Origin of the sequence: Mycobacterium sp. E3198 (assembly GCF_001667015.1) — a bacterium.
In the GTDB taxonomy this organism is placed as follows: domain Bacteria; phylum Actinomycetota; class Actinomycetes; order Mycobacteriales; family Mycobacteriaceae; genus Mycobacterium.
In genome coordinates this window covers 36,950-51,797 of sequence record NZ_LZIS01000266.1, presented here as the reverse complement: position 1 = coordinate 51,797, position 14,848 = coordinate 36,950, and the positions used below count along the sequence as shown (strand labels likewise).

At 70.3% G+C, this 14,848-nt stretch carries 12 protein-coding genes; 3 read left to right on the top strand and 9 right to left on the bottom strand.

The annotated features are described in order from the left end of the window. The first annotated feature begins 189 nt into the window (after window positions 1-189). The gene (locus A5673_RS27280) at window positions 190-1,251 is read left to right on the top strand and encodes a type III polyketide synthase (RefSeq protein ID WP_068239958.1); all 1,062 of its coding nucleotides are present in this window, start codon (window positions 190-192) and stop codon (window positions 1,249-1,251) included. Here the strand turns inward: A5673_RS27280 and A5673_RS27275 are convergent. Then, window positions 1,248-2,522, bottom strand: coding sequence for a cytochrome P450 (locus A5673_RS27275; protein ID WP_156748670.1), 1,275 nt, complete (start codon window positions 2,520-2,522; stop codon window positions 1,248-1,250). The genes A5673_RS27280 and A5673_RS27275 overlap by 4 nt on opposite strands. Before the next feature lie 14 nt (window positions 2,523-2,536). Next, window positions 2,537-4,312, bottom strand: a complete 1,776-nt coding sequence (locus A5673_RS27270) for an ABC-F family ATP-binding cassette domain-containing protein (RefSeq protein WP_068239955.1) — start codon at window positions 4,310-4,312, stop codon at window positions 2,537-2,539. Window positions 4,313-5,236: 924 nt separating this feature from the next. On the opposite strand from A5673_RS27270, the gene A5673_RS27265 reads away from it, so the two are divergent. Beyond that, window positions 5,237-6,322: an FAD-dependent oxidoreductase gene (locus tag A5673_RS27265; protein ID WP_231971465.1), complete on the top strand. Its 1,086-nt coding sequence runs from the start codon at window positions 5,237-5,239 to the stop codon at window positions 6,320-6,322. Window positions 6,323-6,429: 107 nt separating this feature from the next. Next, window positions 6,430-7,161 carry a DUF4396 domain-containing protein gene (locus A5673_RS27260; RefSeq protein WP_231971464.1) on the top strand — a complete coding sequence of 244 codons (732 nt, stop codon included), beginning with the start codon at window positions 6,430-6,432 and terminating at the stop codon, window positions 7,159-7,161. A 17-nt stretch (window positions 7,162-7,178) separates the two neighbouring features. On the opposite strand, the gene A5673_RS27255 is transcribed toward A5673_RS27260, so the two are convergent. The 7 genes from A5673_RS27255 to A5673_RS27225 all read right to left on the bottom strand — a co-directional run bounded on the left by A5673_RS27255 (window position 7,179) and on the right by A5673_RS27225 (window position 14,833). Next, complete coding sequence (locus A5673_RS27255) at window positions 7,179-7,817, bottom strand: PAS and ANTAR domain-containing protein (RefSeq protein WP_068240000.1); 639 nt, start codon at window positions 7,815-7,817, stop codon at window positions 7,179-7,181. Between the two features lie 183 nt (window positions 7,818-8,000). Continuing rightward, complete coding sequence (locus A5673_RS27250) at window positions 8,001-9,104, bottom strand: enolase C-terminal domain-like protein (RefSeq protein WP_068239954.1); 1,104 nt, start codon at window positions 9,102-9,104, stop codon at window positions 8,001-8,003. Window positions 9,105-9,113: 9 nt separating this feature from the next. Then, window positions 9,114-9,566: a hypothetical protein gene (locus A5673_RS27245; RefSeq protein ID WP_068239951.1), complete on the bottom strand. Its 453-nt coding sequence runs from the start codon at window positions 9,564-9,566 to the stop codon at window positions 9,114-9,116. After that, window positions 9,563-10,576 (bottom strand): SDR family oxidoreductase, encoded by a 1,014-nt coding sequence (locus A5673_RS27240; protein ID WP_068239950.1) that lies wholly within the window; start codon window positions 10,574-10,576, stop codon window positions 9,563-9,565. Before A5673_RS27240 ends, A5673_RS27245 begins: the two co-directional genes overlap by 4 nt. An 18-nt stretch (window positions 10,577-10,594) precedes the next feature. Further along, the gene (locus A5673_RS27235) at window positions 10,595-12,385 is read right to left on the bottom strand and encodes a glycoside hydrolase family 15 protein (protein ID WP_068239949.1); all 1,791 of its coding nucleotides are present in this window, start codon (window positions 12,383-12,385) and stop codon (window positions 10,595-10,597) included. Continuing rightward, window positions 12,378-14,087: a GMC family oxidoreductase gene (locus A5673_RS27230; RefSeq protein ID WP_068239948.1), complete on the bottom strand. Its 1,710-nt coding sequence runs from the start codon at window positions 14,085-14,087 to the stop codon at window positions 12,378-12,380. Before A5673_RS27230 ends, A5673_RS27235 begins: the two co-directional genes overlap by 8 nt. Continuing rightward, the gene (locus tag A5673_RS27225) at window positions 14,087-14,833 is read right to left on the bottom strand and encodes a gluconate 2-dehydrogenase subunit 3 family protein (protein ID WP_068239945.1); all 747 of its coding nucleotides are present in this window, start codon (window positions 14,831-14,833) and stop codon (window positions 14,087-14,089) included. The genes A5673_RS27230 and A5673_RS27225 overlap by 1 nt, the downstream gene beginning before the upstream one ends. Between the last annotated feature and the right edge of the window lie 15 nt (window positions 14,834-14,848).

The following is a 14,848-nucleotide window of genomic DNA, read 5'->3' as shown; positions in this document are numbered from 1 at the left end:
GGGGAAAGCGAAAACAGTACGTGATAAGGTAATTCAACATGCGTTAAATAACGCAATTTGACATACGTTGAATAGCAACAACTTTGCGGCGCTGCCGCAAAACTCCTAAACTTCCACATTGGCGCTAGATTCTCGGCGGCGCACGAAAGTGATCACTTTCTCTGATCACGACCTAACCAAGGTAGGGGCATGAGCGTTATCGCGGGCGTGTTCGGAGCGTTGCCGCCGCATCGGTACAGCCAGAGCGAGATCACCGATCAATTCGTCGAGTTTCCCGGGTTGAAGGAACACGAGGAGATCGTCCGGCGGCTGCACGCGGCGGCGAAGGTCAACAGTCGCCACTTCGTCCTGCCGTTGGAGCGCTACGCCACGCTGACCGACTTCGGCGAGGCCAACGAGATCTTCATCGAAGCCGCCGTCGACCTCGGCTGCGAGGCGCTGCTGGGCGCCCTCGAGGAGGCCGGCCTGGAGCTCAAAGACATCGACCTGATCGCCACCTCGACCGTCACCGGGGTCGCGGTGCCGTCGCTGGACGCGCGGATCGCCGGTCGGCTCGGCCTGCGGCCGGATGTGCGCCGGATGCCGCTGTTCGGCCTGGGCTGCGCGGCCGGTGCCGCCGGGGTGGCGCGGGTGCACGACTACTTGCAAGGCGATCCGGACGGCGTCGCGGTGCTGGTCTCGGTCGAGCTTTGCTCGCTGACCTACCCGGCGGTCAAGCCGACCGTGTCGGGGCTGGTCGGTAGCGCGCTCTTCGGTGACGGCGCGGCCGCGGTGGTGGCCGTCGGTGACCGCCGCGCCGCCGCGGTGCGCGCCGGCGGGCCCGACATCGTCGACTCGCGCAGCCGCCTCTACCCCGAATCGCTGCACATCATGGGCTGGAACGTCAACTCCTCGGGGCTGCAGCTGGTGTTGTCGCCGGAGCTGACGACGTTCATCGACCGCTACCTGGCCGACGACGTCAAAGGGTTCCTCGCCACGCACGGGCTGACCACGGACGACATCGGCGCGTGGGTCAGTCACCCGGGCGGTCCCAAGGTCATCGACGCCATCACCAGAACGCTCGAGCTCGGGCCCGATGCGCTGGAGTTGACCTGGCGCTCGCTGGGCGAAATCGCGAACCTGTCATCGGCCTCGGTGCTGCACATCCTGCGCGACACCATCGCCAAGCCGCCGCCGAGCGGCAGCCCCGGGCTGATGCTCGCGATGGGTCCGGGATTCTGTTCCGAGCTGGTCCTACTGCGCTGGCACTAGCCCACTGAGACGACGTCGACGGTCAGGCCTGGCTTGGGGGACAGCGCGGCCAGGTTGTGGGCGCGGATGCGCTGAGCGGGCAGCCGCAGGGTGGTCCTGGCGACCAGCCGGGCGAGCATGACGGTCATCTCGGTGGTGGCCATGGCCGCACCGATGCAGCGATGCAAACCGCCACTGAACGGAATGAATTCGTGCGGCGCGGGCCGGCGGTAATCCGGGGAACTCCGATCCCAGCGCGCCGGCCGGAACTGGGTCGGCTCCGGCCACAGCTCGGGGAGCCGGTGCGTGACGTACGGGCTGAAGATCAGCAGGCGCCCCGCCCGGATCCGGTGACCGTCGAAACTCACCTCGCGCATCACCTTGCGGGCGGAGATGACGCCGGGCGGGTACAGCCTCAGCGTCTCCTGCACGACGCCGTTGAGGTAGGTCAGCTTCTCCAGGTCGCCCGCGGCGGGCGGCCGGTCGCCCAGCACGCGGCGGACCTCTTCGGCCGCGGCGTCCCACGCGACGGGCAGCGACAGCAGCGTATGGATTGCCCACGCCAGCGCGCCGCTGGTGGTCTCGTAGCCGGCGGTGATCAGCGAAATGACTGCGTCGCGAATCTCGTTGTCGCTCAGCGCATAACCCTCGTCGCCGCGGCCGTCGATCAGCATCGTCAGCATGTGGTCGTCGGGCCGGGGTTGCGCGCGGGCCGCGGCGATCTGCGCGTCCACCAGGTCGTCGATGCGCCGGCGCGCCGCCATCGCCCGGCGCCACCCCGGGGAGTTCAGGCGCCGCTCGAGCTGCATCACCTGCGGTAGCCGGTGGGTCATGTCCAGCAGGGGCTGCAGTTGCTCGCCGAGGAAGTCCGAATGCGCGGCCAGGCGCGGGCCGAACAGGCTCGCGGCGGTGCTGTGGCGCACCGCCGAGCGGCACTGCCGGTAGATGTCCAGCCGCTGCCCGGGTCGCCATCCGTCGATGACGGCGTCGATGCTCGCCACCATCGTCTGCACGTAGTCATGGATCTGCCGGTGCCGCAGGCCGGGCGCCACGACGCTGCGCCGGCGGCGGTGGTCGTCGCCGTCGCTGACGATCAGCGCGGTGGGGCCGTCGACGATGGCCAGGTTCTCGAACGTCTCCCGCCAGCTGAACGCGTCGGCGTTGGCGAACACGAACTTGTTCGCCTCGGGGCCCAGCAGGTAGGTGTAGCCGCGGCGGCCGACCCCGGAATTGACTACCGGCCCGCGCCACCGGTACAGCGCCAGCAACGCCTCGCCGGGCGGGTAGCGCACCGGCCGATAGCCGCTCATTCGAGCAGCTCCGACAGCTCCAGCCAGCGGAGCTCCGTCGCGGCGACCTCGTCTTCCAGGCCGCGCAGGTCACGGGTCAGCCGGGTCAGGCCGACGTGGTCGGACTGGTCGTGCTCGGCGAGCTCGTGGTGTTTGGCCGCGATCCGGTCGGCGAGCCGCGCGAGCTGACGGTCGACGGCGGCCAGCTCCTTCTCGGCGGTGCGCCGCTGCGAGCCGGACATCGCCTCGGCAGCCGGCGGCTCGGCCCGCGGGCGCGGGGAAGCGACCGGACGATGCGCCGCCAGCCGCAGGTACTCGTCGACGCCGCCGGGCAGGTGCCGCAGCCGGCCGTCGAGTATCGCGTACTGCTGGTCGGTGACCCGCTCCAGCAGGTAGCGGTCGTGCGAGACGATGATCAGGGTGCCCGGCCACGAGTCGAGCAGGTCCTCGACGGCGGTCAGCATGTCCGTGTCGACGTCGTTGGTGGGCTCGTCGAGGAGCAGCACGTTCGGTTCTGACAACAGCGTGAGCATCAGCTGCAGCCGCCGCCGCTGACCGCCGGACAGGTCGCCGACCCGCGCCGACAGCTGGCCGCGGCCGAACCCCAGCCGCTCCAGCAGCTGGGCCGGGGTCACCTCGCGGCCGTCGACCTCGTAGCCGCCGCGCAGCCGGCCCAGCACGTCGGCGATCCGGTCGCCGGCGAGCGGGTCCAGCTCCTCGCCGCGCTGGTCCAGAACCGCCAGCCGAACCGTCTTGCCGCGCTTGACGCGCCCGGTGTCGGGCGTGACGGTGCCGGCGATCAGGCCCAGCAGCGTCGACTTGCCGGCGCCGTTGGCCCCGACGATGCCGGTGCGTTCGCCCGGCGCGATCCGCCATTCGACGTCGCGCAGCACCGCGCGGCCGCCGAAGGAGACCGACACGTCGAGCAGGTCGATGACGTCTTTGCCGAGTCGGGCGGTCGCCAGCTTGGCCAGCTCGATCGTGTTGCGCAGCGGCGGCACGTCGGCGATCAGTTGGTTGGCGGCCTCGATCCGGAACTTGGGCTTGGAGGTACGGGCCGGCGGGCCCCGGCGCAGCCACGCCAGCTCCTTGCGCATCAGGTTCTGCCGCTTGGCCTCGGCGGCGAACGCGACCCGGTCGCGCTCGACACGCTGCAGCACGTAGGCGGCGTACCCGCCCTCGAACGGCTCGACGATCCCGTCGTGCACCTCCCACGTCGTGGTCGCGACCTCGTCGAGGAACCAGCGGTCGTGCGTCACCAGCAACAGCCCACCGGTGTTGCGCGCCCAGCGCTGCCGCAGGTGTCCGGCCAGCCACGTGATGCCCTCGATGTCCAGGTGGTTGGTGGGCTCGTCGAGGGCGATCACGTCCCACTCGCCGATCAGCAGCCGGGCCAGTTGGACCCGCCGGCGCTGCCCCCCGGACAGTGTGTCGATCGTTGCTTCCCAGGCGATGTCGGCCACCAGGCCGCCGACGACGTCGCGCACCCGCGCGTCGCCCGCCCACTGGTGCTCGGGCCGGTCGCCGACCAGCGTCCAGCCCACCGTGTGCCCCGGTTCGAGGGTGTCGGCCTGGCTCAGCGCGCTGACCCGCAATCCGCTACGGCGCGTGACCCGGCCGGCGTCGGGTCGCAACCGGCCGGTCAGCAGGCCCAACAGGCTGGACTTGCCGTCCCCGTTGCGCCCGACGATGCCGATCCGCGCGCCGTCGTCGACCCCCAGCGTGACCGCCTCGAAGACCACCTGGGTCGGATATTCCAGGCGGATGCCCTCGGCTCCCAGTAGGTGCGCCACCGGGCCGACCCTAGCGCGGTGGCGACGCGGGCCGGAAAACGCCGCGGTACGCGTGGGGCGCCCCAGAAGCGCCGTCGACCCGCGCGGCGGACGGCCCGCCCCCGCCGGATGCGCCCGTCATAGGAACCCATACCCGCTACGGGTAATATGGCAGGCGCTGACTACCGCCCCGGGCGCGCATACGGATGGACTCTGAATCATGTTCTAAGGCAAGCGATTAGCGTGTAATACCGCCCTGATGTACCCAGCATCCCGCGCGCCTTCCGCGGCATACCCCCCACGTCGTGCTAGTCTGAACGCTGCCATGCAACCCGCGAGAAACCATCCCCGGCGTTGGCCGCGGCACCTGATTGTCGTCGCGGCGTTGGTGTGGTTCCTCGGCGCCGCGGCCGGTTGCCACCTTGCGCAAACGGGATCCACGGCTTCTCGGTCGCCCTCCGCGTCGACCGTCAGTGTGGGCAATTTCCGTGCCGAGCCGCTCGCCTCCGGCCGAGTCGACGCCGACTGTTGCCGGGCGGCGACGCAGGACTGCGTGCCCGTGGCGCAGTCACGGTGGGCGACGGGCCAACTTGCTCCCGGTTTCACGATCGCGGCGCTGGCGTCGGTCGGTCTGCGGCCCGCGCTGGCGCAGCCGCCGACGCGGGGCCCGCCTCGTGCGGGTCGCGTGGTCGTCCCTCGTCCGGGTCGAAGCGTCCTGACCCGGATCTGCATCTCGCGCCGCTGATCGGTCAGCGCCACGTCGTGTGCATCGACGCACGGCGGGTCGCCGCTGTCCCGATGAGCTGCCGCGCACCCGCGGCATTTGATGCAGAAAAGAGAACCTTCATGAATTCTGTCCTGTCCGCATATCGACCCCACATTGGACCTAACCCTCTCGGCGGCCCCGACGAGCCGGCCATCGCGCGGCCGGAGGGGCCACGGGCCTTGGTCATCGGAGCCGGAGTCAACGGATTGACCGCCGCGGTGGTGCTGGCCCGCCGGGGCTGGCGGGTAACCGTGGTCGCCGATCGGTTCGGCGTCGACACGGTATCGACGGTCGCCGGTGCGTTATGGGAATGGCCGCCGTCGGTGTGCGGCCGCCACCACGACGACACCGTGCTGACCCGCTCCACCGGGTGGGCGATGAGCTCCTATCTGCGCTTCGCGCAGCTCGCCGCCGACCCGCGCACCGGGGTGAGCCTTCGACCCTCGGTGTTCTACTTCTCCCATCTCATCGAGGAAGATGCGGCCGAGCACGCGAAAATGCTTGAGGTTCAAGAGCATGTACCCGGATTCGTGCACGACCCCGCCCTGATCGAGGCCCACGGGGTAAACCCGGACACCGGTGTCGTCGACGCCTACTCCTATCTGGCGCCCACCATCGACACCGACTGGTATCTGGCTTGGCTGGCTCATCAAGCCCAGGTGGCGGGCGTCACCGTCACCCGCCGCCGCGTCGACGGGACGCTCGTCGAGCAGGAGCAGCAACTGCGCGCGGAGTACGGGGCCGAGGTGATCGTCAACTGCGCCGGCCTCGGCGCCGCGACGCTGGCGGACGACCCCACCATGGAACCGCACCGCGGCGCCCTGCTGCGGGCCGTCAACGACGGCAGCTACATGTCGCGCGTGACCGCGGCCCTCGCGGTGGCCAACGACGCGAGCACCGACACCCAGGACATGATCTTCATCGTGCCCCGCGGAGCCGACCGGCTCCTCCTGGGCGGGCTCGTGGAACCGGGCCGCTACGACACCGACCTCATGCTGGACAACTACCCGCCGCTGCGGCAGATACTCGACCGCTGCACCGATTTCCTGCCGGCGCTGCGCGGCGTCCAGCTGGATGCGCTCGACCCGGTACGGGTGGGCCTGCGGCCCTTCCGCCACGGAGGTGTGCGGCTGGAAACCCAGCCGGGCACCCAGATCGTGCACAACTACGGCCACGGCGGGGCGGGAGTCAGCCTGTCGTGGGGCTGCGCCTACGAGGTTGCCGACCTGGCCCACAAGTTGGTCGCCCGGCAAGGCGCCGCCTGAACCGGCGGCGCCGAGTCGCGGCTTGACGACACACACCTTCACGACACGGACCACAAGGAGAAGCAATGCTCGAATTAAGCAGCACGCCAGGTCATTCCGTCGTAGCAATGACCGGAATGGCGAACATGCCGGATATCACCGTCGCACCCGCTTGGGTGACGCTACTGGGCTGGATCGTGACCGGCATCGGGGTGCTGATGGCCGGCGCCATACTCGTCGACGTCTTTGTGGGCGGGTACCGGCAGCCGATGTGGCCGATGGAGTTGGTCTGGGCGATCACCGCCGTCTACGCCGGCCCGCTGGCCCTCTGGGCCTACTACCGCTGGGGGCGACCGGGCACCCGTAAATGGCAACAGCGGCACGGGTTCGCGCCCAGGTGGGGGCTACCGGTGCGAGCCATGCTCCAAACCATTCCGGGCGGCGCCGCGTCGTTCATCGGTCACCTCGTTGCCATACCGATCGTCATGCGCCTTGGACTCACCATCGGCGGCAGGGCCGTGTGGCCGATGATCTTGCTCATCGCGGCATTCGCGTTGCCACTGCTGGCGGCCTTCGAGTATCGCGCGTTGTCCATGGCCGACGAGGTCGCGTCGGCGGGCCGGCGGGTGCGGCTGGCGGTCTGGATTTCGGTGTTGGCCGTGCTCGCATTCGATCTCGGCATGGGCGCCGCGATGATGCTCGTGGCTTTCGTTTTGGGGTATGCCCACACGTCGATCGCGTTTTGGCTCGTCATGTGGGCCGGCATGCTCCTGGGTTTCGTCACGGCGTACCCGATGGTCTGGCGGCTGTTGCTCCGCGACTCGACGCAACCCGCAGCCCCGGCCGGGGCGCCCATTTAGCGTCGGTGCACCCGGGGTTATTCGAGGGTCAACAGCGCGTGGTCGACGTGGGTGCGCGTGTCGGCCGACGCCTTGCCGGCCATGGCTTCCAGGAACCGGGCGGCGAGGTCGCGCACCTTGAGGTTGCTCTCCTGGGAACGCCAGACCAGTAGGTCGAACGCGCGCTCCGCCGAGATCCCGTACGCGCTCATGAGCACCCCCTTCGCCTGCTCGATCTTGGCGCGGGCGTCGGCCACCGCCTCGAGGACGTTGGTGATGTCGGTATGCAGCGAGTCGGTGACGTCGACGTAGAAGCCCGACGTGCCGGCCAGCGCGCCGCTGTCGTCGACCATCCGGTCGCCCGCGACCACGACGCAGCGGGTATGCCCCTCGGTGTCGATGATCCGGTGGCGGCTGCTGAACGGCTTTCCCTTGAGCACGTGGTCCAGCACGGCCGCGACGCGCTCGCGGTCCTCGGGGTGCTTGTGCTGCAGCAACAGCTCCGTGGTGGGCTCGACCTGCCCCGGCTCGTAGCCGTGCATGCGCGCGACCGCGTCCGACCACTCCCAGCGCTGGCCGTCGAGGAAAAACCGAAACCTGCCGACCCGCTGCGGCTCGCCGAGGCCCAGGACCATGTCGACGGCGCCCAGATTCTGTTCCTCGACCACGTCGGACATCAGCGCGTCAGACGGCGCGGCGGGAGCGGCCGCCGCCCGCCCGGGCCGCGCAGCTGTGTCTTCGAAGTCCACCGCCATCGTGCGCCGCCCCTTCCTCGCCCACACCGGTTAATTGCCATTGTCCACTGTTTCCCGTGCCCATTATCGGACACTTTCATGCATGCGGACACGGCGCCCGGCCGCTCAGCTCACGCGGTACTGCTCGGCGTCGCGGCGCTTGAACTCCAGCCCCAGGCCGGGCCGGTGCTGATCCGGCCGCAGCGCGCCGCCGTCGGGGGGCAGGGCGCCGTCGAAGAGCATCTGCTCGATGCGGTGGTGGTCGTGGAAGTACTCCAGGTGCCGCAGGTTGGGAATCGCGGCGGCGACGTGGGCGTGCAGGTTGGGGGCGCAGTGTCCGGACACGTCGATGTGGTGCGCGGCGGCGACGGACGCGGCGCGCAGCCAGTCGGTGATGCCGCCGCAGCGGGTGACGTCGATCTGCAGGCAGTCGACCGCTTCGGCGGCCAGCATCCGGCGGAAGTAGGTCAGGTCGTAGCCGTATTCGCCGGCGGTGACGTCCGGGGTCACCTGGTCGCGCACCTCGTGCAGCCCGGCGAGGTCGTCGGATGACACGGGTTCTTCCAACCAGGTGACATCGTGGTCGGCCATGGCGTGGGCGACCCGGATCGCCTGCTTGCGGCCATAGCCGCCGTTGGCGTCGACGTAGAGTTCGGTGTCGGGCCCGATCACCTTGCGCGCCAGCGCGATTCGGTCCAGGTCGCGGCGCTCGTCGGAGCCCGACGACTCGCCGATCTTGATCTTCACCCGCGGGATCTTCCAGGTGTCGACCCAGCGCTCCAGCTGGGTGCGGGTCTGGTGTTCGTCGTAGGTGGTGAAGCCGCCGCTGCCGTAGATCGGCACCTCGGGGTGCGCCACGCCGAGCAGCCGGCACACGGGCAGGTCGAGGAGCTTTCCCTTGAGGTCCCACAGCGCGGTGTCGACCGCCGAGATCGCGCAGGAGATCAGGCCGGGGCGCCCGCTGTTGCGAATCGCCCGGACCATGGCCTCCCAGGCGCCGGTGATGTCGAGGGCGCTGTGTCCCTTGACCGCGCCGGCGAGCGGCCCGGTGATCACGTCGCGGCAGGCGCCGGCGGCGTACGTGTAGCCGAGCCCGCGCCGGCCGCCCGCGACCACCTCGGCCAGGACCAGCGTGGTCGACGACCAGGCGAAGGTGCCGTCGGCTTCCGGTGCGTCGGTGGGGATCTCGTATGCCTGCGCGGTGACCTCGTCGATGCAGGCGTCCAGCATGCGATCCTCCTAAATCTTCAGTGCCGCGCGAACGGACCCGGGCAGGGTGTACCGCGCCACCGATTCGGCGACGCGGTGGCGAAGGCGGACGAGGGTGGCCAGCGCGTCGCCGGTCGGCGCGTCCGCCACCCTGGGCGTCCGCCTTGCCTGCGCGGCGCCGGCGACGGCGAACAGGCCGGCGGTCGCGGCGCTGAACAGCGTCAGGCGCCGCGACCCCCGGTCAACCGCGGCCCAGGCGAGCATCGTGACGGCGTGGATGAAGTCCACCTCGGCGCCCAGGGCCACGGACACGGCGTCCGGCCGGACGTCGGTCGCCGCCGCCTGCGCCAGCAGCCGCGCCCCCAGGATCCGGGTCACCGCGCGTTCCCGCTCGGTCGCCGGCTGATTGGTGACCAGCCGCAGCAGTGGGCTCGGGACGGCCAGCAGCGCGATCCCGTAGCCGATTCGCGCCCAGGCGATCATTGGGCGCGCCGGCGGGCGGACCGCATCCCCAGCAGCGCACCAAGACCCATGCCCAACATCCCGGCGCCGCCGGCGACGGGATGTTGGGACAACCACACCTCCGGGCTGTGGGCGTGCGACTTGTCGTCGAACTCGCCGTGGGCGCCGTGGTCGCTGCCGGGCTCCTGATCGACCGGCTGCCACAGGTTGTGCGGCTGTTGGCCGTTCACGCGCTCGTCGGTCTGCTGCGAGTCGAATCCGGTGCGACCGAGGTAGCGGTCCAGCAACGGCGCGACGAACTTCTGCGCGAGCAGGGTGACCGCGGTGCTGTCACCGACCCAATACTGCTTGCGCCCGGGATGATCGGCGGCGTAGACGACGCCGCGGGCGGCGACCTCCGGTTGGTAGATCGGCGGCACCGGCTGGGGGTGGCGGGGCAGGCGGGACAGCACCCAGGAGAACTGCGGGGTGTTGACCGCGGGCATCTGGACGACGGTGATCCGCACGTTCGAGCCCTCGTGCAGTAGCTCGCAGCGCACCGATTCGGTGAAGCCGTTGGTGGCGTGCTTGGCGCCGCAGTAGGCCGACTGCAGCGGGATGGACCGCTCGCTGAGCGCGGACCCGACCTGCACGATGGTGCCGCGGTCGCGCGGGCGCATCCTCGCCAGCGCCGCCATGGTGCCGTGCACGTAGCCGAGGTAGGTCACCTCGGTCACGCGCTTGAATTCCTCGGCGGATATCTCCCAGAACGGCGCGAACACCGACGTGAAGGCGACGTTCACCCACGTGTCGATGGGCCCGAACGCGGCCTCGGCCTCGTCGGCGGCGGCCTCGACGGCCGAGTGGTCGGCCACGTCGGTCGGGATGGCCAGGGCCTTGCCCCCGCCGGCCTCGACGTCGCGGGCGGCGCCTTCCAGCCCCGCCGCGCCGCGGGCGAGCAGGGCGACGTTGGCGCCGCGCTTCCCGAACAACTGGGCGGTGGCGCGGCCGATGCCGGCACTCGCCCCGGTGATCACGACAGTCTGTGTCATCGCTGAATCTCCTCTCGTTCAGTCGTGATGGATGGCGTCCTCGGCCAGGGTGGCCGTGCATTCCAGCAGCAGGGCGTGCGCGAACGCTTGGGGCATGTTGCCGCGCAGCTGCCGCTGCCTGACGTCGTATTCCTCGCAAAACAGTCCCGGGGGGCCGCACGCGGCGCGGTTACGTTCGAACCAGCGCATCGCGCAGTGCGCATGGCCGATCTGGTGTTCGGCCAGCGCCATCATGAAGCCGCAGAGCAAAAAAGCGCCCTCGGCGTCGCCCAGGTCCCGGTCGTCGTGCCGGAAGCGGTAGACGAACCCGTCGTCCGTGAGTTCCCGGCGGACGGCGTCCAGCGTGGCCCGGGTGCGGGGGTCGTCGGCGGGCACGGCGCCGCGCACCGGCGGCAGCAGCAGCGACGCGTCGACCCCGGTCAGCCGCGGGCTGCGTTGCCAGTAGCCGTGCGGATGCAGGCTGCTTGACGCGGTGTCGGCGAGGATCGCGTCGGCCAATGTGGTGGCGGCGGCGGCGTCGGCGCCGGCGCCGGCCACTTTTGCGATGGTCCGCAGCCCGGCCACACAGGCCAGGCGAGACTGCGTCCACCGCTCGTCGTCGATCTCCCAGACGCCGGCGTCCGGCTCGCGCCAACGCTTTTCGATCGCGGCGATGGCGGTCTGGGCGGCGCGCCAACCCTCGGCGTCGAGCCGATCGGCGGCGCCCGCTTTGGCCAGCAGCTGCAGCGCCTCGCCGAAGACGTCGAGCTGGAATTGCTGGTTGACCCAGTTGCCGAGCTTGTCGGAGCCGCCCGGGTAGCCGGGCAGGTCGAGGGTTTCCTCGCTGGGCACGGCGCCGCCGGTGACGGTGTAGGCCGGCTTGAGGTGTGGGCCGTGCTCGAGCAGCCGGGCGCCGACGAACTGGACCGCCTGGTCGAGCAGCTCGGTGGCGCCGACGGCGGCGGCGGCGAGTCCGGCGTATACCTGGTCGCGGATCCAGGCGTAGCGGTAGTCGTAATTCTGGTTGGTGTGCGCGCGTTCGGGCAGGCTCATCGTGGCGGCCGCCACCATGCCGCCGGTGCTGCTGGTCAGCCCCCGCAGTACCACGTAAGAGTGGCGCGCGTCGCGGGGTGCGACGCTGCAGTCCAGATCGGGCACGGTGCGCCGCCAGGAGTCGGCGGTGGCGACCCAGGTGAGGTCGGGGTCGGGCGGCCGCTCGGGCAGCGCGCGCTCGGACAGCTCCAGCACCAGGTCGTGGTGCCGGCCCTCGTCGATGGTGATTTCGAACATCAGCGGGTCGCCGCGTCCGTCCGCCGATTTCACGGGGCGAGCGTCGGCACCGCCCGACCACCGCCAGCGCAACCGTCCCGACCGTCCGCTCCAGATGCCGTCCTCGAAGCTCGGCCGGCCGGGGCCGTGCCGCCCGAACCCGGCACTCGGCGCCAGCAGCACCCGCAATCGCGCCGTGCCGCGGCAGCCGGTGAGGCGGCGCAACAGCACCACCCGATCGGGGTCGCCGGGGAAGGCGAGCGCCTCGCGGCATTCCACAATGGCGTCGCGGGTGATCCAGCGGTTTCGCCAGATCAGGCTGCCCGGCTCGTAGTAGCCGCCCCACACGTGCCGCACGTCGGTCGGGGTGACCGCGTAAATTCCGTCGCCGCCAACCAAATTCGAGAAGACCGCGTCGGAATCCCAGCGCGGCGCGCACATCCACGCCACGTCGCCCTCCGGCCCGATCAGCGCGCCTCGTTCGCCGTCGGCGAGCAGCGCGTACTCGCGCAGCACGCGGGGCGTGAACGCGGCGTCGACATCGATCGGCTGCTCAGCCACGGGCGCCCGCCTTCGACCGTCGATCGGCGGCGGCGCCGGCGTCGGCGCGGATCTTCCCGCTCGCCATCCGTTCGGCCAGCCGCGAGGCCAGCGCCATGATCGTCAGGGCCGGGTTGGCCGAGCCCTGCGTCGGGCAGACCGAGCCGTCGGCGAGGAACAGGTTCGGCACGCCCCACACGCGATGATCGGAGTCGACCACCGAGTTCTCCGGGCCGGTCCCCATGCGGGCGCCGCCGATCAGGTGGGCGAATCGCTCGATGGTGAGCACGTCCTGGGCGTCGGCGGCGTGCAGGATGTCCCCGATCACCTTGGTGGAGTAGGCCATGTTGGCCTTGTCGTTGTCGCACAGCGTGTAGTCGAACCGGGCCACCGGGATGCCGTACGGATCAGTCTCGTTCGCCAGGCTGACCCGGTTGTCCGGCTGCGGCAGCAGCTCGTTGAGCACGCCGATGGTCGCCCAATGGTTGTAGTCGCGCATGTACTCGCGCAGGGCACGGCCCCAGTGCCCGTCGGCCATCACGTGCTCGGCCCAGCCGATGGGCATGGGCGACACGGTCTGGATGGAAAAGCCCCGCGCGAATCCCCGCGAGGGGTCGGTCTCGTAGAACTGCTCGGAGGACACCTCCGGGGGAGGCGCCTTGTACATCCGGACCTCCTCGGACCACCGGCCCGCGGACTGCGTGGCGCCCTGCACCATCACGTAGCGCCCGACCTGATCGTCGTTGTTGCCCAGCCCGTTCGGGAAGCGGTCGCTGACCGAGTTCAACAGCAGGCGCGGGGTTTCGATCGAATAGCCTGCCACCGCAACGGCTTTGGCTCGCTGCAGCCGCTCTGTGCCGCCCGCCTCGTCGTAATACACGACACCCCGGGCGGCCCCGCTCTCGTCGAGTTCGATGCGGGCGGCCATGCAGTTGGCGCGGATCTCCACGCCGTGGGCCAGCGCGTCGGGCAGGTGCGTGACGTACGGGCTGGCCTTGGCGTTGACCTTGCAGCCCTGCAGGCAGTAGCCGCGGTAGATGCAGTGCGGGCGGTTGCCGAAGGTGCCGTTGACGATGCCGACGGGCCCGACGCGCATTTCGATGCCCAGTTTGATCGCGCCGTCCCACAGTTTGGCGGCCGCACCCGAGATGGGATGGGGGGCAAACGAATACCGATGCGGGTGGCCCCAGGGCCAGTTCTGGCCGGCGACCGGCAACTCCAGCTCGACGCGCTCGTAGTGCGCACGCAGGTCGTCGTAGCGGAGGGGCCAGTCCGCGCCGACCCCATCGAGGGTGTGGGTGGCAAAGTCGCTGGGGTGAAACCGCGGGCAGTAGCCGGCGTAGTGGACCATGGAGCCGCCGACGCCGCGCCCGGAGTTGTTCTTGCCCAGCTCAATCGGGTCTTGACCGCCGATGATGCGCTTCTGCGTCCAGTACAGCGAATGCGAACCCGCCTCGTCGGACACCCAGTCCTCGTCGGGGTGCCAGAAGGGGCCCGCCTCGAGGATTACCACCCGCCAGCCGGCGCGCGCCAGCCGTTGCGCGAGCACCGAGCCGCCGGCGCCGGCACCGACGACGAGCAGGTCGACCTCGTCGTCGTGGTCGTATCGGCGCATGGTCTTCTCGCCCGGCAGTTCGCGGGAGTGCACATCGAGCAGGAACCGGGAATCGTTGTCCTTGGGCCCGACCGCGCCCTTGAGCAGGCCACGCAGGAAGTCGCCCATCACACCTCACCCTCGTGCTCGACCTCAACGGGATCCTCGTCGGTGGCCCCGCGGGTCTCGAACGGTTCGCGCGCCGAGGCGGGCCCGGTGGCGCCGCCGAGGCGCATGAACCCGCGTGGGTAGGCCGGTCCGCCGAAGCCGATCTCGTTCCAGGCCCACGGGTGGGAGTAAAAGCCCGACAACGTCATTCGCATGCACACCGACCAGGCGCGCTTGACGTTCAGGCGCTCCCAGGCCCCGTCCTCGAGTTGGCCCAGGGAAAATTGGTCGATGATCGCTTCGCGGGTGGCGGGCTCGGCGGCGGCGAAGGAGGGCGCGCCGTAACGGCGCGTGGCGGTTTCGTCCAGCCCGCGCAGCACCAGCCGCCAGGTGTCACGATCGTCGGGCATGTCGGCGTACTGGTAGCCGTCGAGGCGCCCGTCGGCCAGCTTCGAGTCGACCGATTCGGCGACCGGCACCCGCGGTTCGCGATCCTGCGCGAGCACCGTGTCACAGAACGCGCGCAGGCAGGGCTCCTCGTCCTTGGTGAAGAACCGCAGCGGGCCGGGGGGTTTCAGCCTGGCCAGCACCACTTTTTTGGTGGCGTCGTCCCAGGAGTCGACGGTTTCCAGCACGTCGAAATCGGGGTAGCGCCCGATCATTTGGGGAGTGGTGCCGCGGCGCTGCTTGGGAAGCCACGACGGGTGCGGGGGCTGACGATCCGGGCGCAGGTTGGGCAGGTGGTCGGGGAGAGAGGTGTCGGCCATCGTGAAAGTTCCTCG

Excerpts from the sequence above, each read along its gene's own strand:
- A5673_RS27245 (WP_068239951.1), bottom strand. The coding sequence starts at position 9,566 with ATGATCGCCTGGGCGCGAATCGGCTACGGGATCGCGCTGCTGGCCGTC.
- A5673_RS27225 (WP_068239945.1), bottom strand. The coding sequence starts at position 14,833 with ATGGCCGACACCTCTCTCCCCGACCACCTGCCCAACCTGCGCCCGGAT.
- A5673_RS27255 (WP_068240000.1), bottom strand. The coding sequence starts at position 7,817 with ATGTCCGACGTGGTCGAGGAACAGAATCTGGGCGCCGTCGACATGGTC.
- A5673_RS27250 (WP_068239954.1), bottom strand. The coding sequence starts at position 9,104 with ATGCTGGACGCCTGCATCGACGAGGTCACCGCGCAGGCATACGAGATC.
- A5673_RS27230 (WP_068239948.1), bottom strand. The coding sequence starts at position 14,087 with ATGGGCGACTTCCTGCGTGGCCTGCTCAAGGGCGCGGTCGGGCCCAAG.
- A5673_RS27280 (WP_068239958.1), top strand. The coding sequence starts at position 190 with ATGAGCGTTATCGCGGGCGTGTTCGGAGCGTTGCCGCCGCATCGGTAC.
- A5673_RS27260 (WP_231971464.1), top strand. The coding sequence starts at position 6,430 with ATGACCGGAATGGCGAACATGCCGGATATCACCGTCGCACCCGCTTGG.
- A5673_RS27240 (WP_068239950.1), bottom strand. The coding sequence starts at position 10,576 with ATGACACAGACTGTCGTGATCACCGGGGCGAGTGCCGGCATCGGCCGC.